Here is a 20,569-nt window from a genome sequence, read left to right on the forward strand (position 1 = left end):
CAGGACGGGGGGACGTCGGTCTCAGGCCATCAATCGCTTTGATCAGCCTGTTGTTGGCATAGACGAGTTCGATGTCAAATGCGGGCGAAACGCTGGACTGGATAGCGGCGAGCCGCCCCGCTGAGTTGTAAATTCGTTTGTCGCCCTCTGCGGTTACCAACGTGGTGGTTCCATCTTCCGATCGCAACATCAACTCCGAACTGTTGCGTTGACCTCGGTAGCTACCGTTGCCTATGGATTTGAACTGCTCAAAGAAACCGTCGAAGCTCGTCAGAAATTTTCCACCACCGCCTACGGTATCTGAGAAGGAATGGCTCCAGCCAGGCGCCATTCCTTGATCTGCCTGGAGTTGCTGTAATGAATGATAAAATCGTTGGAAAGGTTTTCCCGTAAATACTAAATCATTCTCTTTTCTAAACTTATCGCCTGTTGCGGGAAGGCACGGGTTTTGATTGGCAGGGCACGATTTGGTTTGATCGATACCCTTTGCATAAATGATGGGCGTATCGCCATTATAGAAATGGGTAGTCAGCGGTAGCGCCTGGGTTGCCTGTGAAATTGTAAGCCGGGTTAAAGGCGTTTACAGGGTAAAGCCCTGCAGGGCAGGAGTAGATTTGCCGCTTTACAAGCATTCTCTGTTGAGGGCTAGGGCTTGGATCGCTCCATCCGGGGCAAGATAGATTGTATTTCAGCCATTTTCCTCCCGGTGCATCAAAGGAGAGGTATCCCTTGCCTTCATAATGCGGAATGCTTTGGACGTAAGGTTCGCCGTAAGCTCCCTCCACACGTTCTGATGATATTGTGCAATCCGGGAGAGATGTCCGCACATAGGTCATCAGGTTTTGAATCACTTCATCTTCATTGGTACAGTAGTCTTTAAGAAATGGATCATTATTAGCTGCACACCCCGTATCGTTGCTTCCGTGACCCCCTACAAGATAGCCGGGAGCGCTCATCTGGCTCGGTGGCTGCCGTTCGACGCGGTACTGGATTTGATAAGCCGGCGTCTCGGAATCTCCTTCTGTTACTATCGTCTTATCTTTTGTTAAGTACGCGCCGTAAGAAAGCGCTGAGCGCATCTCATTTTCGGCCTCTTGAAGTGACCCGAAGCAGGCGCGATAACAGTATTCGCCGGGCATTTGAGCCTGTGCATCAGGGATTGACGTATTAATTAGAATGAGGGAAAGCACGAGGATGAAAAGGTTGGCTTTAATTTTCACAATCCAGTTCCTTTGGGAATTATTGAGCATTCGATTGCTGTAAGTGATATATGGCATTTTGGCAGGGGATGTATAGTTAAATTTACATCCTCTTGCTGCGGCGCATAAAAGTTGTGAATAAAAGTGCCGGCGAACAGGGGTTAATTATTTATGGCTAAAAGCGCGTTGATTGCTAAAAATAATTTTAGCACATAAAGAAATAATGCAGTGGCGCCGCTCATCATCGAGGCGTAAGGTAGCACGAAATTTTTAAATTAAAAAGGCCGGCAATCAGCCGGCCTCGTATCACGTCCAACGGATGGTGCTTACGCCGACAACTCCAACAACAACTTATTCAAACGCCGCACATACCCGGCCGGATCCTTGAGGCTATCGCCCGCCGCCAGCGCCGCCTGATCGAACAACACCCGGCTCAGGTCACCGAAGCGGTCCATGTCGGCTTCCGCATCCAGCTTCTCGATCAGCGGGTGGGTGGGGTTGAATTCGAACACCGGCTTGCTTTCCGGCACGGCCTGGCCGCTGGCTTCCAGCAGCTGGCGCATCTGCAGGCCCAGGTCGCCCTGGCGGATCGCCAAAATCGCGGGGGAATCGGTCAGGCGGTGCGAGACGCGTACTTCGGCCACGTCGTCGCCCAGCGCGGCCTTGATGCGCGAGGCAAGACCTTCCTTGGATTTGGCAACTTCTTCCTGCGCCTTCTTGTCTTCTTCCGAATCCAGCTTGCCCAGGTCCAGGTCGCCGCGGGCTACGTCCACGAACGACTTGCCGTCGAATTCGGTGAGGTAGCTCATCAGCCATTCGTCGATGCGGTCGGTGAGCAGCAGCACTTCGATGCCCTTCTTGCGGAACACCTCCAGATGCGGGCTGTCCTTGATCTGCGCGTAGCTCTCGCCGGTGAGGTAATACAGCTTGTCCTGGCCTTCGGCCAAACGGCTCACGTAATCGGCCAGGCCCACGCTCTGCGCGCCGGTGGTGTCATGCGTGGAGGAGAAGCGCAGCAGGCCGGCGATCTTTTCGCGGTTTGCATAATCCTCGGCCGGGCCTTCCTTCAGCGCCTGGCCGAAGTTGCGCCAGAAGGTGGCGTAGTCGTCCGGCTTGTCCTTGGCCAGCTTTTCCAGCATGTCCAGCGAGCGCTTGGTCAGCGCCGACTTCATCGAATCGACCACCGGGCCGGACTGCAGGATCTCACGCGAAACGTTGAGCGACAGGTCCGACGAATCCACCACGCCCTTGATGAAGCGCAGGTACAGCGGCAGGAACTGCTCGGCCTGGTCCATGATGAAAACGCGCTGCACGTACAGCTTCAGGCCCTTGGCCGAATCGCGGTGGTACAGGTCGAACGGGGCGCGCCCGGGCACGAACAGCAGCGAGGTGTATTCCAGCTTGCCTTCGACCTTGTTGTGGCTCCACGCCAGCGGGTTGTCCGCGTCATGGGCGATGTGCTTGTAGAACTCCTGATACTCCTCGTCCTTGATCTCGGACTTGGGGCGCGTCCACAGCGCGCTGGCGCGGTTGACCGCTTCCCATTCGGGCTCTGCCGGCTTGTCGGCCTCATCGCCGTAATGCTCCTTGCGCATTTCGATCGGCAGGCCGATGTGGTCGGAGTATTTCTTGAGGATGCCGCGCAGCGTCCAGCCATCGGCGAAGTTGTCCTCGCCATCCTTCAGGTGCAGCACGATGCGCGTGCCACGCTCGGGCTTGTCGACGCTGGCGATTTCGAATTCGCCTTCGCCGCGCGAGGACCAATGCACGCCCTCGTTGGCAGGCAGGCCGGCGCGGCGCGAGTACACGTCCACCTGGTCGGCGACGATGAAGGCGCTATAGAAACCCACGCCGAACTGGCCGATGAGGTTGGCGTCCTTCTTCTGGTCGCCGCTCAGGTGCTTGAGGAAATCGGCAGTGCCGGACTTGGCGATGGTGCCCAGGTGCGAGACCGCATCCTCGCGGCTCATGCCGATGCCGTTGTCGTCGATGGTGACGGTGTGCGCGTCCTTGTCGTAGTCGACGCGGATGCGCAGCTCGCCGCCGCCTTCCAGCAGCTCGGGCCTGACCAAGGCTTCGAAGCGCAGCTTGTCGGCGGCATCGGCGGCATTGGAGACCAGCTCGCGCAGGAAGATTTCCTTGTTCGAGTACAACGAATGGATCATCAGCTGCAGCAGCTGCTTGACCTCGGTCTGGAAGCCGAGCGTCTGCTTATCGGTTTTAACGGTCATTGGGGTCGTGCTCCGTGGTGGTCCAGGCCGCAACGCGGCCGATGGCCTGGGGGATGCGGCCGTCCGCCGCTTTTTTCAAGGCGGGCCTGCGCGAATGTGCCGCGCGCGGCGGCTGGGGCGGAGTAGGGCGGCAGCGGCGATGGTGGCGGTATCATGGCCGGCCATCCGTTTTGCCTTGAGCCATGTCGCCAACTCCGCTGCTGCCGTGCTGCACCCGCCCGCCATCGACAGGTGCATGGCGATGAGCCGCCCGCCGCGGCCGGCGCCACGTGGCACGGAAGGGCAGGTGCGCATCGTCGGCGGGCGCTGGCGCAATACCAGGCTGGCAGTGTCGGATCTGCCCGGCCTGCGCCCCAGTAGCGACCGCGTGCGCGAAACGGTATTCAACTGGCTGATGCCGCGCCTGCCCGGCGCGCGCGTGCTGGATCTGTTCGCCGGCTCGGGCGCGCTGGGCCTGGAGGCAGTGTCGCGCGGCGCTGCGCATGCCACCCTGATCGAACGCGACCCCGGCCTGGTCCAGCGGCTGCGCGAGCACGTGACCCGGCTCGACGCCGCCACCCAGGTGCAGGTGCTGCAGGAAGATGCCGTGCGCTGTCTGGAGCTTGCGCCCGCAGCGTTGGCCGATATCGTGTTCGTCGACCCGCCGTTCGCCGCTGGCCTGTGGCCGGCTGTGCTGGAGCATCTGCCAGCGCATGTGGCCGCCAACGCCTGGCTCTACCTGGAAGCGCCCGCCCAAGCGCCGCCACTGCTACCGGCCGGGTGGCACCTGCACCGCGAGGGCGCCACCCGGCAGGTGCGCTATGCGCTGTACCGCCGGGCCACTGCTACACTGAAGAGCGATCCGACCCCGGTAGTTTCCGTATGAGCGTTGCCAATAGCCGCACCGCCGTCTATCCCGGTACCTTCGACCCGATCACCAATGGGCATATCGACCTGGTGAATCGTGCTGCGCCGTTGTTCGAGCGCGTGGTGGTGGGCGTGGCCTACAGCCCCTCCAAGGGCCCGGCGTTGTCGCTGGAGCGCCGCGTGGCGCTGGCCCAGGAAGCGCTGGTGGCGCATACCAATGTGGAAGTGCGCGGCTTCGATACCCTGCTTGCCCATTTCGTGCGCGAGATGGGCGCCGGCGTGCTGCTGCGCGGCCTGCGTGCGGTGTCCGACTTCGAATACGAATTCCAGATGGCTAGCATGAACCGCCATCTGATCCCGGAGGTGGAAACGCTGTTTCTCACCCCGGCCGAGCAATACAGCTTCATCTCGTCCTCGCTGGTGCGCGAAATCGCGCGGCTGGGCGGGGATGTGTCCGGCTTCGTGCCGGCATCGGTTGTCGAGGCCTTGCGGCAGGTGCGGCAGTCCCGCGCGCAGGCCTGATCATCTGCCGTTACATCACCACACGCATTTCAAAGGGAGGAGTTTCATGAAACACACCATGCGCGCTCTGGCGCTCGCTTCGATCGCCGCTCTGGCGGTCACCGCCTGCAAGAAGGAAGAGCCGGCACCAACCGCTGCCGCCGCACCGGCCCCGTTGACCGCACCGGCCAAGGACGACAACGCTGGCTGGAAAAAGTACCTGCAGGAAGTGGTCGGCCAGAACCCGGGCACCACCACCAACAGCCCGTTCCTGTACTACTTGCCGCCGGAGTCCGATGCCGAATTTGCCGGCAGCTACGAGCGTCAGCTGGAAAGCGTCAAGACCGCACTGGCTCGCGGCGTGCAGCCGGGCAACATGCTGGCCTTCGGTTCGTCGGCGTCCAGCAAGATGGCCGACCTGATCGATGCAGCGTTCAAGGACGTGGCACCGGACTCGATGAAGGGTGTGCGCGTGCTGTTCATCGGCAACGCTGCCGACAACGCACGTGTGCAGCCCATCGTCCAGCCCAAGGGCGCGGAATACATCTTCGTTGAAGCCAAGTAATGCCGTACCAGGCCGGATGCGCGGGAGGGCGCATCCGGCCGCAGCCTGGGAATGCACCATGCTGCGCAATTCGCACTCCACCGGCGCCGGCCGTGTCATGCCGGTGTCCGACAGAGCGCCCACGGCGTTGTCCACCTGCCGCTCCACGCCAGCTGCGCTCGGCTGCAGCAGCACATTGCGTTCCAGCGCGCGCGGTTGCAGCGCGCTGCGTCGCGTCGCATCGTAGTGCCGATATGTCCCTGAAAATCAACGAGCTCTGCGTCAACTGCGACGTCTGCGAGCCGGCGTGTCCGAATCAGGCCATCTCGATGGGCGAAACCATCTACGTCATCGATCCGGCACGCTGCACCGAGTGCGTGGGCCATTTCGACGAAGCGCAATGCGTGGTGGTGTGTCCGGTCGAATGCATCGACCCGGATCCGGCCATTCCGGAAACCCATGATCAGTTGCTGGCCAAGCTGATGCAGTTGCAGCGCGATCATCCCGAACTGTACGAACAGGAGCCTCCCGCCCCGTGAGCACTTTTTCGCGACGTTTTTCTTCGCGCGGCGTGTTGCTGCTGGCCTTTGTGCTGGCGCCGGCGGCCTGGTGCGCCGATGCCGCCAAGCCGGCGACGGCCACCACCGCAGCGGTTGGCGCGCATCCGCCCGGCGCGGCGATCGCCAGCGGTCATGCGCTGGCCACCGATGCCGGCCTGCAGATCCTGCGCGAAGACGGCAATGCGTTCGATGCCGCGGTGGCGGTGTCGTCCACGCTGGCGGTGGTCGAGCCGATCAGCTCGGGGCTGGGTGGCGGCGGTTTCTTCCTGCTGCACGACGCCAAGACCGGCAAGGACGTGATGCTGGACGCGCGCGAAACCGCGCCAGCGTCGGCCACCGAGGCACAATTTCTCGACAAGAAAGGCGAGCTGGACCGCGATCGTTCGATCAACGGCCCGTGGTCGGCGGGCATTCCGGGGTTGCCGGCGGCGCTGGTGGAACTGGCTGCCAAGCACGGTCGCCTGCCGCTGAAGCAGTCGCTGGCGCCCTCGGTCCGCATCGCTAGCGAGGGCTTTCCGGTGTACGCGCGCATGGCCAAGGGCTATGCCTCGCGGCGCGAGGTGATGGAGCGTTACCCCGGCACGCGCGAGGTGTATCTGCGCGGCGGCAAGCCCATCGCCGAAGGCGAGATCTTCAAGCAGCCGGAGCTGGCGCACACGCTGCAGCTGCTCGGCGACAAGGGGTTTGACGGCTTCTACAAGGGTGAAACTGCCAGGAAGCTGCTGGCTGGCGTGAAGCAGGCCGGCGGCCAGTGGAGCGCGGCCGAGCTGGCCGGCTATCGGGTCAAGGAACGCGCGCCGATCCAGTTCGACTACCGCGGCTGGAAGATCACCACGGCGCCGCCGCCCTCGTCCGGCGGTATTGCGCTGGCGGCGATGCTGCAGATTCTGGAAGGCTGGGACTTGAACACGCTCGATGACGTGCATCGCACCCATCTGGTGGTGGAGTCGATGCGCCGCGCCTACCGCGACCGCACCTTCTTCCTGGGCGACCCCGACTTCGTGGACCTGCCGCAGCGCGTGCTGACCAGCAAGGATTACGCGCAAGGCCTGCGTGCCACCATCAACCCGGACAAGGCGACCCCCAGCGATCTGCTGTCGGGCAATCCCACGCCGCTGGAAGACGACGAGACCACGCACTTTTCCATCATCGATGGCGAGGGCAACCGCGTCGGCGCCACCCAGACGGTGAACCTGCTGTACGGCTCGGGCCTGATTCCCAAGGGCACCGGCGTGCTGCTCAACAACGAGATGGACGACTTTGCGCTCAAGCCCGGCACGCCGAATGCCTTCGGCGTGATGGGCTATGCCACCAATGCGCCCAAGCCGGGCAAGCGCATGCTCAGCTCGATGACGCCCACCTTCATGGAATCGGCCGACAAGGCGATCGTGCTTGGCACCCCCGGCGGCAGCCGCATCATCACCATGGTGCTGCTGGGGATCCTCGGCTACGACGCCGGCCTGGATGCGCAGGCGGTCAGTGCGCTGCCGCGGTATCACCACCAGTGGCTGCCGGACGTGATCGACGCCGAGACCGACGCGTTTTCGGCGCAGACCGCCAAGGGCCTGCAAGCGATGGGGCATGCACTGAAACTGCCCGGCGACACCGCCGAAGGCGGCCGTGGCTCCAGCCATGTGTGGGGCAACCTGCAAACGGTGGAGTGGGACAAGCGCAGCAACGTGCTCAGCGGCGGCAGCGACCCGCGCAACCCGGTGGGCAAGGCGCAAGTGCAATTGGACGCGGCGGCACGCTGAGGTATGAAACCCATTGCATCGACGCCCGGTAGCCAGTAACGCGGCCGGGCGTTGTGTGTGGTTTCGATCAATCGCCGCAGGTGCAATGCGACCGTGGTTGCCTTAGGTTGGCGCGTTTGCCGCCGGCCGGGCAGGCGGTCGATCGCTGGCATGCAGTGATGATGCGCGCGGCATGGCTGCGTGCGAGGCGATCCGCGCAACGAGCGCATCATTGCAGCGATGCGAATTGACGCATCGGCTATGCCGGCATTGAACTTGTCGCTGCAAGATAATGCGGCGACCATCGTGACATGACTATCTTCAAGACTCTGCTCACCAGCCTGATGATCGTCTCGCCCGTGCTCGCCTGCGCTGCGGAGACGACCGGCAGGCAGGAGGCCGTGGCGGCCAGCGATGCCATCCACATCAACCAGGTGGGCTATCTGCCGGGCTCGGCAAAACTGGCCATCGTCGGGCTGCCGCAGCAGGACGCCGCGCACCGTTCTGACCGCTTCACGGTCGAAGATGCACAGGGGCGCAGCGTGTTGCAGGGAACCCTGCAGCCGGCCGCGATGTGGTCGCCGGCCGGTCAGCAGGCGCGGGTGGCGGAGTTTTCCGGGCTACGGGCGGCCGGGACCTATCGGTTGAAGGTCGACGGGCTGCCGGCATCGGAGATCTTCGCCATCAACGCGCACGCGTATCAGCCCTTGGTCGATGCTGCGTTGAAGGCGTTCTACTTCAATCGTGCCAGCACCGCGCTGCCTGCACGCTACGCCGGGCGCTATGCGCGCGCGGCCGGGCACCTGGATACGCAGGTGCGCATCCATCCGTCCGCAGCGTCTGCGACGCGCCCAACCGATAGCGTGATCAGCGCGCCCAAAGGCTGGTACGACGCGGGCGACTACAACAAGTACATCGTCAATTCCGGCATCAGCACTTACACCCTGCTGGCGGCCTACGAGCAGTATCCGGCGTTCTTCAAGTCCAAGCCGCTGACCATTCCCGACGATGCGCCCGGCGTGCCCGGCCTCCTGCAGGAGGCCGGGTGGAATCTGGACTGGATGCTCGCCATGCAGGACCCGGCCGATGGCGGCGTGTACCACAAGCTCACCGACAAGCAGTTCGATGGCTTGGTGATGCCCGATCAGGCCAAGCAGCCACGCTACGTGGTGATGAAGACGACTGCCGCGACCTTGGACTTCGCCGCCGTGATGGCCGTGGCCAGTCGCGTGTATACGCCATTCCAGACGCAGTATCCAGGTCTGTCTGCGCGCATGTTGAAAGCATCGCGGGCTGCGTGGGCATGGGCAAAGCAGCATCCGGATGTGATCTACCACCAGCCCAGCGACGTGCGCACCGGCGGTTACGACGATGCACACCTGGATGACGAATTCGCCTGGGCGGCGGCCGAGTTGTACATCGCCACCCGCGAGGACGGGTTCTACGACGCGATGATCGCGCGCAACGTGCCGGCCACCGTGCCGTCGTGGGGCAATGTCGGTGGGCTGGCCTGGATGTCGTTGGCCGGGCATCGCGACCAACTCACGCCGCATGCCGATCGCGCGCGGATCGAACGTGAGATCACCGGCCTGGCACAGCGGTTGGCCGACACCTGGCAATCATCGGCATGGCGGCTGGCAATGAACGACGGCGATTTCGTGTGGGGCAGCAATGCAGGGGTGCTCAACCGCGCGATGATGCTGCTACAGGGCTACCGGCTGACCCAGCAGCGGCAATTTCTCGATGCGGCGCAATCGCAGCTGGACTACATCCTGGGCCGCAATCCGCTGGGGCTGTCGTTCGTGACCGGGATAGGCAAGCGCACCCCGATGCATATCCATCACCGCCCCTCCGAGGCCGATGGCATCGAAGCGCCAGTGCCGGGTTGGCTGGTCGGCGGCCCGCAGCCGGGGCAACAGGATGCCAAGGAGTGCAAGGTGCCGTATCCCTCCAAACGGCCGGCATTGTCGTACCTGGACAACTTCTGCAGCTACTCCACCAATGAAGTGGCGATCAACTGGAATGCGCCGCTGGTGTATGTGAGCGCGGCGATCGAGGCGTCGACGCACTGAGGCGTCGCTTATCAAGCCGATGCCGCGGCTGTTCCTTCTCCCGTCGGGAGAAGGTGGCGCATGGCGCCGAACGAGGGGCGCCTCAGCGAACTGCCGCTGCCTGACAAGACAAACGCGTCGCTACGCTGCGTCAGAAGGGAATCGCCGACAACGTCGCTGGCCGTACCTCACCAACCCCTCACCCCAACCCCCGCTTGCGGCGCGGGCGCTCCAAGGCACGCGCGCCAATGGCGCGCAAGCGGTGCCTTGTCACCCCGCAGGAGAGGGGCTTGAGTGCCGAGCACCGCATCACCTTCCCCCAGCGCACCTCGGTGGATGCGCTCACTCCATCCGCGTACCAAAAATCCGATCGCCTGCGTCGCCCAGGCCGGGCAGGATGTAGCCCTTGTCGTTGAGGTGGTCGTCGATGGCCGCGGTATAGACCTCGACATCCGGATGCACCGCTTCCAGCGCCTTCAGGCCTTCCGGCGCAGCGACCAGGAAGATGCCTTTGATGCGCCGCGCGCCTGCGCGCTTGAGCATGTCGATGGTGGCGATCAAAGTGCCGCCGGTGGCCAGCATCGGATCCAGGATCAGTGCGTCGCGTTCTTCCAGGCGGCCAGTGAGGCGTTCGAAATAGGGCACCGGTTGCAGGGTCTCTTCATCGCGCTGCAGACCGACCACGCTCACCCGTGCGGTAGGAATCAGCGCCAGCACGCCGGGCAGCATGCCCAGGCCGGCGCGCAGGATCGGTACCAAGGTGACCTTGGCGCCGGCAATGCGTTGCACCGTCACCGGGCCCGCCCAGCCCGGCTGGGTATGCGATTCGGTGTCCAGATCGGCGGTGGCCTCGTAGGCCAGCAGCGTGCCCAGTTCGGTGATCAGTTCGCGGAATCCCTTGGTGCTCAAGGCGGCATCGCGCAGCAGGCCGATCTTGTGCTGGACGAGGGGGTGGCGGACTTCGACGATTTTCATGGGCAGCGGCAGGCGGGGGAGGGGCACAGTGTGCCGCAGCCGCGCGGTGTGTCGCCACACTTCGGATGTGATCGCCGATGCATAGGTCATGTCAGTGAAACGGCGTAGACATGGTGTGCCCACCCATTCTTAGCCGATTGGGGAAGCGCCCGTGTTGAACAAGACTCCGCTCTGCCTGGCGATCACGCTAACGCTGGCTGCGGCCACGTAGAGTCCGCTGGCGCACGCGGCCGAGGGTGCGGCCACCGGCGGCGCTGCCAGCGCTGCGGCAATCGACCTGGAGCGGCTGAAAGTGCGCCCGTAGTTGGAAGCGCAGGAGCGCGCAGTGGATCTCAAGCGCGCCTCCGATGCCATCCAGGACGCCGTTGCCTCCGATGCGATGGGACGTTACCCGGACAAGAATGTTGCAGAATCCTTGCAGCGCCTGCCCGGCGTCAGCGTCACGCGCGACCAGGGCGAAGGCCGTTTTGTCGTCATCCGCGGCCTGGATTCGTCGCTCAACAGCGTCACCATCGACGGCATGACCATGGGCACGCCGGAAGACGGCACGCGCTCGGCACCGCTGGATGTGATTCCTTCCGATTCCACCGAGCGCCTGAAGGTGGTCAAGTCGCCGACCCCGGACATGCCGGGCGACTCCATCGGCGGCGCGATCCAGGTGGAATCCACCTCCGCCTTCGATCGCGACGGGCGCACCTTGCGCGGCTCCATCGAAGCCAGCCACCAATCGCTGTCGGGCAAGACCAGCCCGAAGGGTGCGTTCAACTACAGCGACATCTTCAATGGCACCTTCGGGGTGGCAATGGGTGTAAACTATCAGGATCGCGAGTTCGAATCGGACAATACAGAGGTGGCCTACGACACCTTTGACGGTGGCGCCGACGACGATCTGTTCGCCGGCGAAGTGCAACGCCGCAAATACTTCATCGAACGCACCCGCATGGGCGCGAACCTTAATCTGGACTGGCGCCCGTACGCGGATAACCGCTACTACCTGCGCACGCTCTACAGCCGCTTCGACGATGCCGAAACGCGTCAGCGCACCATCTTCGGTTTGAGCGATGGCCAAGTCAGTGCCAATGGCGACGGCACCTACAACGTGGCCGACTTGCCGGCCGACAGCATTTCCAAGCGCGTGCGTTACCGCACCAAGAAGGAAGACACCATGGCATTGAGCGTGTGGGTGGCGAAAACCGCCTGAGCGCTGCCACCGTGGATTACAAGCTGGGCTACACCAAGACCCGCGAGCGCGTGAACGATGAAAAGGAAGCGCGCTTCAACTACGATGGCGACGATCTGGCCGTCACGGTGGATCAGCGCAGTGGCATTCCGAAGCTGGGTTTCTCCGACAACGGCTGGCAGCGCAACGATGATTTCGTGTTCGACCGCTTCGTGATTGCGCCCACGCAGGTGGACGACAGCGAGCGCAGCGCGCAGATCAATGTGCGCTTCGATGGCGAGCATTCCAGCCTGAAGATGGGCGTGCTCGGCCGCTGGCGCGAGCGCGGGGTCAACGTGGACGAAAGCGAGCTGCGTCGTGGGCCGGCCATCGACCTGAGCGACTGGACCACCGCCGCGCCCGAACACCGTGGCGGGACCTTGGGCCAGAGCATCAGTTCGGACGGCATGCGCCGCTACTGGAATACTTCCGGCGATCTGTACAGTGCACGCCCGCAAGATGTGGGCGGCAATCTGCAGACCTCGCTGCAGGACGATTACACGGCCACCGAAGATGTCTTCGCCACCTATGCGATGGGCACCTGGGACATCGGCGCGCTGCGCATGATTGCCGGCGTGCGTGTGGAAAATACCCAGTTCAATGCCACCGGCAACCAGGTGGACGTGGCAGCCAATGGCCGCACCGCCACGGTGACGCCGCGCGAGGCGTCCAGCAGCTACACCAACGTGCTGCCCGGCCTGCATCTGCGTTACGACAGCGGCAATGACTGGGTACTGCGCTTTGCGGCCAACAAGACCATGGCGCGCCCGGCGTTCGGCGATGTGTCGCCGCGCGTGAGCATCCACCGTGGCGATAACGAGGTGAGTCTGGGTAACCCCGATCTCGATCCGTACCGCTCGCAGAATCTGGACCTGTCGTTCGAAAAATACATCGGCAGTACCGGCGTAATTTCGCTGGGTGTGTTCCACAAGTCGATCGACGACTACATCGTGCAGACCATCAACACCAATGATGCGGAATTTCCGGGCCTGCAGGTTACGCGCTCGATCAATGGCGACACCGCAAAGGTGCGCGGCGCGGAATTCAATTGGCAGCAGACCCTGGACTTCCTGCCCGAGGGCTGGAATGGCTTTCTGGTTGGTGCCAGCGCCACGGTGCTGGACAGCGATTTCAATCCCGGCCTGGAAAATCGTGCCGGCGATGACTTCACCTTGCCGCGTTCGTCCAAGCGCATCTACAGCGGCCACCTGGGCTACGAGAAATACGGGTTCAGTGCACGCGTGGCGGCGGTGTATCGCAGCCAATATCTGGACACCATCGGGCAGAGCCGTGCGTACGATATCTACGTTGCCCCACACACGCAGCTGGATTTCAGCATGAACTATCAATTCAACAGCCACGTCAGCCTGTATCTGGAAGCGCAGAACCTGCTGGATGAGCCGTTGGAGCTGTATCAGGGCATCCGCTCGCGCATCCTGCAAAATGAAGAGTACGGCCGTACCTATGCGCTTGGCCTGAAGGTGGCGCTGTGATCGCACCGCGCACCGTTGTGCTGATCACGCTGCTGTCCGCCGCCGCCGCATTGGTCGGTTGCGCCAGCGCCCCGGCCGGCCGCGAAGCCGACGAAGCGCTGCTGAAAGATCCTTTGCTCAGTCAGGCCAGGGTTACGCACGAAGTGGTGCCGGAAGCCTTCATCACCGCGCTGACGCCATCGGACAACCTGGATTCGCCGGCCAGCTGGATGGCACCGGATGGCCGCCGTTGGGTGATCGCCACGGCCAAGGGCACGCATGCGCTGGTGGTGTTCGACGGCGACAGCGGCAAGCGGCTGCGCGTGGTCGGTGGCAAAGGCAAGGCGCTGGGCAAACTCGACCGGCCCAATGGCATCTCGGTGGTCGATAACCTGGTATTCGTGGTGGAGCGCGACAACCGGCGCGTGCAGGTCTTCACGTTACCCGATCTCACGCCGGTGAAGGCGTTCGGCCAGAGCGAATTGCGCGAGCCCTACGGCCTGTGGGTGCGCAAGCACGATGGCGGCTACGAGGTGGTGGTCAGCGACAACTACATGTCGTCGGCCAACAAGGATCTGCCGCCGCCGCTGGCCGACCTTGGCCAGCGCTTTCGGCGTTATCAGCTCAATTCCGCAGGGCAAGGCTGGCAGGCACGCCTGACGCAGAGTTTTGGCGACACCAGCGAAGCGGGTGCGGTGCGGATTGCCGAATCGGTGTTCGGCGATGAAGCCAATGCGCGGCTGATGATTGCCGAAGAAGACGTGGCCGTGGGTACGCAGTTGCGCGAGTACGGCATGGACGGGCGGTATCGCGGCCGCAACGTCGGCGCCGGGCTGTTCAAGGCGCAGGCCGAGGGCATCAGCCTGTTTGCGTGCAGCGATGGTAGCGGCTACTGGATCGCCACCGATCAGTTCAAGGACCGCAGCGTGTTCCAGGTGTTCGATCGCAAGACGCTGGCGTATGTCGACGCCTTTGCCGGCCGTGTGACCGCCAATACCGATGGCGTGTGGCTGGATCAACGCGGCGATGCGCGCTTTCCGGGTGGCGTGTTCTATGCGTTGCATGACGACCAGGCAGTGGCCGCGTTCGATTGGCGCGATATCACGATTACATTGCGCCTGAAAGAGTGCACACCCTGATGGCTGCGCGCGTAGCGGTCTCTGCGTTGCTGCTGGCAGCCTTCGCACCCATGAGCGTTCCCGCATCGGCTGCCGACCGTACTGCCGAGCCCAATACGCAGGTGCCGGCGGGCTCTACCCATTACGTTGCCGACGGCTTCCCGGACCGCATCGTCGCCACCCCGACGCAGGACGCCGCCACCGGGTTTGCGGTGGCGTGGCGCACCGATGCCAGCCGTCGAGAGGCCCTGGCTGGAACTGGTGTTCGCCGGCGATTCGCCGGATGTGGGTTCGCCTCGACGCATTCGGTCCAGCACGCTGACGCTCGCGAGTGAAAACGGCAGCTCGCATCACCATCGCGCCGATGTGGACGGGCTGCAGCCGGACATGATGTACGCCTACCGCGTGCAGGGGCAGGGGATCTGGGGCGCGTGGAATCACTTCCGCACGGCTGCCACAGCCACCACGCCGCTGACCTTGCTGTATTTCGGCGATACCCAGAACAAGAACCTCAGTCTGGTCTCGCGGGTGATCCGCCAGGCCTGGCGCTCGGCGCCGGACGCGCGGCTGGCGTTATTTGCTGGCGACCTGGTCAGCGGCAAGGACGGCCAGGACGACAATTGAGTGGGCCGAGTGGTTCGAGGCCGGGCGCTGGCTGCTGGAAGGCACTGCAGTGGCGCCGGCGCCGGGTAACCATGAATATCACGAAGAGGGCGAAGACACGCCGCAGGCAACCCGCGTGCTCGGCAGTCATTGGCCGGTGACCTTTGCATTGCCGCGCAACGGACCTTCGGCCACCGCGCGCACCAGCTATGGGTTCGACTACCAGGGCGTGCGCGTCGCCGTGCTCGATGGCACCTCGGCGCTGGATCTGGGTACCGGCCCCGCGCAGGCGCAGTGGCTGGACAAGGTGCTGGGCGACAATCCGCATCCCTGGTCGATCATGCTGATCCATCAGCCATTCTTTTCGCCGCTCGCCGCTCGCGAAAACGAAAAGTTGGTCGAACAGGTGCTGCCGGTGATCCGCCGCCACAAGGTGGATCTGGTGTTGCAGGGCCACGACCATACCTATGGTCTGCGCGGCGATGCGGCCGGGCAGGCGACACCGGTCTTCGTGGTTTCGGTCGCCGGGCCCAAGCAGTACCGCCTGTCGGACATGGCGCGCACCATCATGCGCCCAGTGGGCGAAGATACCCAGCTTTAACAAATGTTACGTCTCGACCAACAGCATTTGGTCTACGAGTCGCGTACTGCCACCGGCCGTCTCTACGACGCGTTCGAACTGCAACGCGACAGCAACGGCGGCAAGCGCTTGATCGAACGCGAGGCGGGGCGCATCGCGCCACGCAATTGTCCGCGTAATGCAACGCTCAAGGGGCGTGCGGATCGATGCTGGGAATGAGCGAGGGCGGCCAACAGCCTGCCCAGCAATGCCGTGCTGCTGGGCGGAGCCAGCAGTACGCGAACTATCTGCAAGCTGCACATACGTGGTTACGTGTTCGTTGCTGGCTTCTTCGACTTGCACCACCACCGTCTTGAATATGACAAGACAGCAGGCGGTTTAATCGGGATTCCGCTTGCATTTGCGCATTGTTTCAAAACTTCGCATCCGCATAGATTATTTCTATGAAGGTACGGTTGATCATCATGTAGTGCGATTTATGTCACGTCGATGGTGCGACTACGGTTGGTGCGGCCGGGCCAGCAACCAGGCAGCCGAATCAATGCGGCGCTGCGGTGGCGGCTTGGTTCCCCACAGCCCGAGTCGTCCCCCATGATTCCCCAACTGATTCACCTGACCGCACCCACCAAGCAGTTGCTATGGGAAGAGCGCAGGATCTGCGATCGCTTGCAGCGTCTGTTGCCTGGATGGACCTGTTACGTCTGGGACGATGCCGATAACTCCCAACTGATGCGGCGTGCGTTCCCCGAGTTTGCCGCGCGTTACGAGCAGATCCGCTTCGGCGTGATGAAAGCCGACATCGCCCGCTGCGCGTACATGCACGCGCATGGCGGCTTCTACTTCGACACCGACTACAAACTGCTACGACCACTGGATGCGCAGTTGCTGTCGCAGCATTGCGTGCTGCCCGTCGAGGAAGGTGCGCCGGGCCAGGAAGACTTCAAGATCGGCAATGCCGTGTTCGGCTCCGAACCCGGGCATCCGTTCTGGCGCGCGTTCATCGAGCACATCTTTACCGTACATGCCCCGGAAACACTGCAGGACCATCGCGAGATTCCGATGATTTCGGGCCCGCGTGGACTGACGCGTTTCTACAATGCGCATGGCGTGCAGTTCGCCGACATCCTGTTCCCGCCACGCGACGCTTTCTATCCGGATCGCACCTGGTTCGGGCTTGGCCATCGTGGCGGCAAGATCGCGGTCGGCTCGCACCTGTGCTGGGCATCGTGGCGCGGCAAGTCGCCGCGGCGTGCCCTGACCAACTATCTGCGCCGCAAGTTGAATGCGGTGCCAATTTGAGTGGCAGCACGCGGTGAGACGGAATCGACCTGGGAAGACCTGCCCGGGTCGAATCTGAATTGCGCTCATTCGCTTGCATGTTGCAGGCGATTTATGCACGCGCAAGCTTGCAAGTTCAATTCGCTTCGCATCGTAGGTTGCAGGTGTTGCGCGACATCAGCAACGCGATGCACGCAACGCCGTGGCTGATGGCGCTGCCTTAGTTCAGTTGAACGCAGCACATCCCACGCGACACCGCCGCTGGCACACTTCAACCTGCCAGGCTACACAGCGTGTGGCTGGTGGAAAGTTCACCACCTGCCCATGCAGCACGCCGACGACATGCGCGCCGGCGTGCCGCATGGAGCGACTCAGGCCGCTTCGGCCTGCACCTGACGTGGGCCTTCCTTGAGCGCACGTGCGATCAGTCCGACCAGCAGATCGAGCTCGTCTTCGTCCATCGCGAAGTGCGGAGTGAAGCGCAGCGAGTTCTCGCCGCCGTGGATCACGTTGATACCGCGATGGCGCAGCCACTCCTCGGTGGAACCGGCGCCGTAGCACTTGAATCGCAGTGCCAGTTCGCAGGAGAACAGCAGGCCGGTGCCTTGCACCTTGGTGATCAAGCCGCCGAGTTCGGCCTGCAGCGCCTCCAGTTTGGCAATCGCCTGCGCACCGCGGAGGCGGATGTTTTCGCGCACCTGCGGCGTGAACAACGCCAGCGTGGCGCAGGCCACATCGAGCGCGCGCGGGTTGGTGGTCATGGTGTTGCCGTAGGTGCCCTTGCGATACACCTGCGCGGCGTGTTCGGTCACTGCCAGCACCGACAGCGGGTACTGGGCCGCGTTGAGCGCCTTGGAGTAGGTTTCCAGATCCGGCGGGTCGAGCTGCTCGAATCCGGGGTAGTCTACCACCGAGAGCACGCCATGCGCGCGCAGCCCGGCCTGGATGGAATCGACCAGCAACAGGCTGCCATGGGTACGGGTAAGGGCGCGCGCGGCGGCGTAGAACTCGGCCGGCAACGCACGCCCCGGGTCGCCTTCGCCCATCACCGGCTCCAGGAACACCGCTTCGATAAACCAGTGATTGCGCGCCGCTTCATCGAAGGCGCGTTGCAACGCGGCCACGTCGTACGGCGCGATCGCAATCACCGAATCTTCGTCGCGGTAGCTGGCCAGGTACTTGGTATAGGTCTTGCGGCTGGAATCCGAATACAGCCCCGGGCGATCGGTGCGGCCATGGAAGCTGCCCTTGACCACCAGGCGCTTGATGGTGGCGCCGGCGTGACGCGCGCCGGGGTCGGTGTGCAGCTTGGCATTGGTATCGACGATACGCGCGGCCAGGCCCACCGCTTCGGAGCCGGAATTGAGACACATGAAGCGTGCGAACGGGCAGCCGCCGCGGCTGTGGCCGATTTCGGCACGCAGGGCGCGATCGAGCCGGCGCTGCGCCAGGCTGGGCGTCATCACATTGGCCATCACCTGCGGGCGCGCCATGGCCTCGAGGACCGCCGCCGGCGTGTGGCCGAAGCCGAGCATGCCGTAGCCGCCGGCGTCGTAGAGCACCGCGCCCTTGAGTGTGACCACCCACGGCCCGCGTGCGGCCAGTGCCACATAAGGCGTCACTGCATCGTCGGCGTAGAAATTGATGAAACCTTCCTGCACTGCGCCGATCTGCGCCTCTTCGTCCAGGTCTAGCAGGTCGGCGGCGTCGTCGCGCACCAGCGCGTATTCGGCTGCGGCTGCCTGGATGGCGTGCTGCAGGTCAGGGTGGTTGGCGGCCAGGCGCGCGATGGTCGCGTCGTCCAGGCCTTCGGTCAGGCGGCGGCCGGCATGGGCACGCAGCGGGGCGAGCGGGGCAAGGACGGACATGGCGCATCTCCTTCAAAGGTGGCGTTCCCTTTCTATTATCGGCAGAAGATCGGCGTTTGGCAGCGTGAATTTGGTCAGGAAGTGCGGTATTTTCGGCGAATCGCCGAAACGAATGCGCAATAGTGAAGATCACCCCCTCCGACGAACGCCTGTTGTCGCTGCTGCGCGAGGACGCGCGCGCTTCCACTGCCCAGATCGCGCGCCGGCTCGGGCTCTCGCGCACGACCGTGCAAAGCCGCATTGAAAAGCTCGAGCGCGACGGCGTGATCAGCGGATACACCGTGCGCACGCATGACGACTACGAGCAGGGCCGCATCCGCGCGCACATCCTGATCACCGTGCTGCCCAAGAAGATGCCTGCCGTGGTGAAGGCGCTGCGCGATATCCCGGAAGTGCGCCTGCTGCACTCGGTCAGCGGTGCCTACGACCTGGTCGCGCTGGGCGTGGTCGGCGGCGTCAACGAGATGGACGTACTCACCGACGCCATCGGCGCCATCGACGGGGTGGAGCGCACGATGACGTCGATCATTTTGTCGACGAAGTTCGAGCGGTGAAGGAGCCGGGAGTCGGCATTGGGGATTGGGGATTCGTAAAAGCGAGCCGGCTTGTGTCATACCCGTTCCTGCACGCGGATCTTGCTGTTGCGAATCCCCAATCCCGAATCTCCAATCCCGCCGCAGTTACACTAACCGGCTCCTCAGTCACCCAATCCTGCGGCCTTGAAGAAGTCCGATTTCCATTACGACCTGCCCGACGAACTGATCGCCCAGGCGCCGCTGGCCGAGCGCGCGGCAAGCCGGTTGCTGGTGGTGCCGTCGCCGCCGCAGGCGCTGGCCGACCGCCAGGTGCGCGATCTGCCGGAGCTGCTGCAGCCCGGCGATCTGTTGATCTTCAACGACACCCGGGTCATTCCGGCGCGCCTGTTCGGGCAGAAGGCCAGTGGCGGGCGGGTGGAAATCCTGATCGAGCGCCTGCTTGGCGAGCGTCAGGCACGGGTGCAGATCGGCGCCAGCAAGTCGCCCAGGGCCGGTAGCGTGATCGCGCTCGATGCCGGCGGCCAGGCCGAGGTGCTTGGCCGCGATGGCGAGTTCTATCTGCTGCGTTTCGACATCCCGACCCCGCTGGAGCACTGGCTGCTGGAGGCTGGCCGCCTGCCGCTGCCGCCATATATCCGCCGCGAACCGGGCGTGGAAGACCGCGAGCGCTATCAGACCGTGTTCGCGCGCGAAGTCGGCGCGGTCGCCGCGCCCACCGCCGGGCTGCATTTCGACGAGCCGCTGCTGGCGCGCTTGCGCGAGCGCGGGGTGGAGTTCGGACACGTCACCTTGCATGTGGGCGCCGGCACCTTCCAGCCGGTGCGGGTGGACAAGCTCGACCAGCACGTGATGCACAAGGAGTGGCTCAACGTGGGCGCGGCGCTGGTGGAACAGGTGCGCCGCACGCGTGCCCGCGGCGGCCGCGTCATCGCGGTGGGCACGACGGTGGTGCGCTCGCTGGAAAGCGCCTGGCGCACCACCGAGGCCGCGCCCGAAGGCGAATTGCAGCCGTTCGCCGGCGAGACCCAGATCTTCATCCTGCCCGGCTACCGCATCCGCAGCGTCGATGCGATGGTCACCAACTTCCATCTACCCGAAAGCACCTTGATGATGATGGTCTCCGCCTTCGCCGGCCGCGAGCGCATCTTCGAGGCCTATCACCACGCCATCGCGCAGCGCTATCGCTTCTTTTCGTACGGCGATGCGATGTTGTTGTGGAGCAGGGAATGGGGATTCGGGAGTGGGGATTCGTAAC

15 protein-coding genes and 3 pseudogenes are annotated in these 20,569 nt (G+C 63.6%); 12 read left to right on the top strand and 6 right to left on the bottom strand.

The annotated features are described in order from the left end of the window. The 4 genes and pseudogenes from XAXN_RS22715 to htpG form a co-directional block, all read right to left on the bottom strand. Positions 1–331 (bottom strand): hypothetical protein (locus tag XAXN_RS22715; RefSeq protein WP_209018940.1); only part of this gene is annotated, 331 nt, incomplete at its 3' end. Positions 332–355: 24 nt separating this feature from the next. Next, positions 356–559: pseudogene (locus tag XAXN_RS23620) on the bottom strand (hypothetical protein); the annotation flags it as partial. After that, on the bottom strand, positions 513–1,220 hold the full coding sequence (locus XAXN_RS20980; RefSeq protein WP_134984854.1) for a hypothetical protein: 708 nt from the start codon (positions 1,218–1,220) through the stop codon (positions 513–515). The gene XAXN_RS20980 and the pseudogene XAXN_RS23620, both read right to left, overlap by 47 nt. A gap of 305 nt (positions 1,221–1,525) precedes the next feature. Then, a complete protein-coding gene (gene htpG / locus XAXN_RS08165) occupies positions 1,526–3,430 on the bottom strand; it encodes a molecular chaperone HtpG (RefSeq protein WP_054319174.1) in 1,905 nt (634 codons plus the stop codon). A gap of 175 nt (positions 3,431–3,605) precedes the next feature. Here htpG and rsmD point away from each other — a divergent pair, with 175 nt between their 5' ends. The 6 genes from rsmD (at position 3,606) to XAXN_RS08200 (ending at position 9,686) form a co-directional block, all read left to right on the top strand. Then, positions 3,606–4,295 carry a 16S rRNA (guanine(966)-N(2))-methyltransferase RsmD gene (gene rsmD / locus XAXN_RS08170; protein ID WP_174515530.1) on the top strand — a complete coding sequence of 230 codons (690 nt, stop codon included), beginning with the start codon at positions 3,606–3,608 and terminating at the stop codon, positions 4,293–4,295. After that, positions 4,292–4,798 (top strand): pantetheine-phosphate adenylyltransferase, encoded by a 507-nt coding sequence (coaD, locus tag XAXN_RS08175; protein WP_054319175.1) that lies wholly within the window; start codon positions 4,292–4,294, stop codon positions 4,796–4,798. The genes rsmD and coaD overlap by 4 nt, the downstream gene beginning before the upstream one ends. Positions 4,799–4,844: 46 nt before the next feature. Beyond that, on the top strand, positions 4,845–5,342 hold the full coding sequence (locus XAXN_RS08180; RefSeq protein ID WP_054319176.1) for a hypothetical protein: 498 nt from the start codon (positions 4,845–4,847) through the stop codon (positions 5,340–5,342). 233 nt (positions 5,343–5,575) lie between these two features. Continuing rightward, complete coding sequence (locus XAXN_RS08185; RefSeq protein ID WP_003489796.1) at positions 5,576–5,860, top strand: YfhL family 4Fe-4S dicluster ferredoxin; 285 nt, start codon at positions 5,576–5,578, stop codon at positions 5,858–5,860. Beyond that, positions 5,857–7,635: a gamma-glutamyltransferase gene (gene ggt, locus XAXN_RS08190; protein ID WP_054319177.1), complete on the top strand. Its 1,779-nt coding sequence runs from the start codon at positions 5,857–5,859 to the stop codon at positions 7,633–7,635. The genes XAXN_RS08185 and ggt overlap by 4 nt, the downstream gene beginning before the upstream one ends. A 290-nt stretch (positions 7,636–7,925) precedes the next feature. Next, positions 7,926–9,686, top strand: a complete 1,761-nt coding sequence (locus XAXN_RS08200; RefSeq protein ID WP_054319179.1) for a glycoside hydrolase family 9 protein — start codon at positions 7,926–7,928, stop codon at positions 9,684–9,686. A 321-nt stretch (positions 9,687–10,007) separates the two neighbouring features. Here the strand turns inward: XAXN_RS08200 and upp are convergent, their stop codons facing one another. Beyond that, complete coding sequence (upp, locus tag XAXN_RS08205; RefSeq protein ID WP_054319192.1) at positions 10,008–10,640, bottom strand: uracil phosphoribosyltransferase; 633 nt, start codon at positions 10,638–10,640, stop codon at positions 10,008–10,010. 217 nt (positions 10,641–10,857) lie between these two features. On the opposite strand from upp, the pseudogene XAXN_RS08210 reads away from it, so the two are divergent. The 4 genes and pseudogenes from XAXN_RS08210 to XAXN_RS08225 all read left to right on the top strand — a co-directional run bounded on the left by XAXN_RS08210 (position 10,858) and on the right by XAXN_RS08225 (position 16,931). Next, positions 10,858–13,352 (top strand): annotated as a pseudogene (locus XAXN_RS08210) (TonB-dependent receptor). Continuing rightward, positions 13,349–14,470, top strand: coding sequence for a phytase (locus XAXN_RS08215; RefSeq protein WP_054319180.1), 1,122 nt, complete (start codon positions 13,349–13,351; stop codon positions 14,468–14,470). The pseudogene XAXN_RS08210 and the gene XAXN_RS08215 overlap by 4 nt, the downstream one beginning before the upstream one ends. Next, positions 14,470–15,851 (top strand): annotated as a pseudogene (locus XAXN_RS08220) (purple acid phosphatase family protein). The gene XAXN_RS08215 and the pseudogene XAXN_RS08220 overlap by 1 nt, the downstream one beginning before the upstream one ends. A 372-nt stretch (positions 15,852–16,223) precedes the next feature. Then, on the top strand, positions 16,224–16,931 hold the full coding sequence (locus tag XAXN_RS08225) for a glycosyltransferase family 32 protein (RefSeq protein WP_054319181.1): 708 nt from the start codon (positions 16,224–16,226) through the stop codon (positions 16,929–16,931). 350 nt (positions 16,932–17,281) lie between these two features. On the opposite strand, the gene XAXN_RS08235 is transcribed toward XAXN_RS08225, so the two are convergent. Next, positions 17,282–18,778 (bottom strand): aminotransferase class III-fold pyridoxal phosphate-dependent enzyme, encoded by a 1,497-nt coding sequence (locus XAXN_RS08235; protein ID WP_054319182.1) that lies wholly within the window; start codon positions 18,776–18,778, stop codon positions 17,282–17,284. Between the two features lie 122 nt (positions 18,779–18,900). Between XAXN_RS08235 and XAXN_RS08245 the strand changes: the two genes are divergently transcribed. Beyond that, positions 18,901–19,332 (top strand): Lrp/AsnC family transcriptional regulator, encoded by a 432-nt coding sequence (locus tag XAXN_RS08245; protein ID WP_054319184.1) that lies wholly within the window; start codon positions 18,901–18,903, stop codon positions 19,330–19,332. A gap of 165 nt (positions 19,333–19,497) precedes the next feature. Further along, entirely contained in the window at positions 19,498–20,568 is a 1,071-nt protein-coding gene (queA, locus tag XAXN_RS08250) for a tRNA preQ1(34) S-adenosylmethionine ribosyltransferase-isomerase QueA (protein ID WP_054319185.1), read from the top strand. The last annotated feature ends 1 nt before the right edge of the window (position 20,569 follow it).

The sequence above is a fragment of the Xanthomonas axonopodis genome (genome assembly GCF_001304695.1).
Taxonomy (GTDB): Bacteria; Pseudomonadota; Gammaproteobacteria; order Xanthomonadales; family Xanthomonadaceae; genus Xanthomonas; species Xanthomonas axonopodis.

What these genes read in the sequence shown, in the direction of transcription:
- XAXN_RS08225 (WP_054319181.1), top strand. Translation starts at nt 16,224, where the DNA reads ATGATTCCCCAACTGATTCACCTGACCGCACCCACCAAGCAGTTGCTA.
- XAXN_RS08185 (WP_003489796.1), top strand. Translation starts at nt 5,576, where the DNA reads ATGTCCCTGAAAATCAACGAGCTCTGCGTCAACTGCGACGTCTGCGAG.
- XAXN_RS08235 (WP_054319182.1), bottom strand. Translation starts at nt 18,778, where the DNA reads ATGTCCGTCCTTGCCCCGCTCGCCCCGCTGCGTGCCCATGCCGGCCGC.
- XAXN_RS08200 (WP_054319179.1), top strand. Translation starts at nt 7,926, where the DNA reads ATGACTATCTTCAAGACTCTGCTCACCAGCCTGATGATCGTCTCGCCC.
- XAXN_RS08180 (WP_054319176.1), top strand. Translation starts at nt 4,845, where the DNA reads ATGAAACACACCATGCGCGCTCTGGCGCTCGCTTCGATCGCCGCTCTG.
- upp (WP_054319192.1), bottom strand. Translation starts at nt 10,640, where the DNA reads ATGAAAATCGTCGAAGTCCGCCACCCCCTCGTCCAGCACAAGATCGGC.
- htpG (WP_054319174.1), bottom strand. Translation starts at nt 3,430, where the DNA reads ATGACCGTTAAAACCGATAAGCAGACGCTCGGCTTCCAGACCGAGGTC.
- coaD (WP_054319175.1), top strand. Translation starts at nt 4,292, where the DNA reads ATGAGCGTTGCCAATAGCCGCACCGCCGTCTATCCCGGTACCTTCGAC.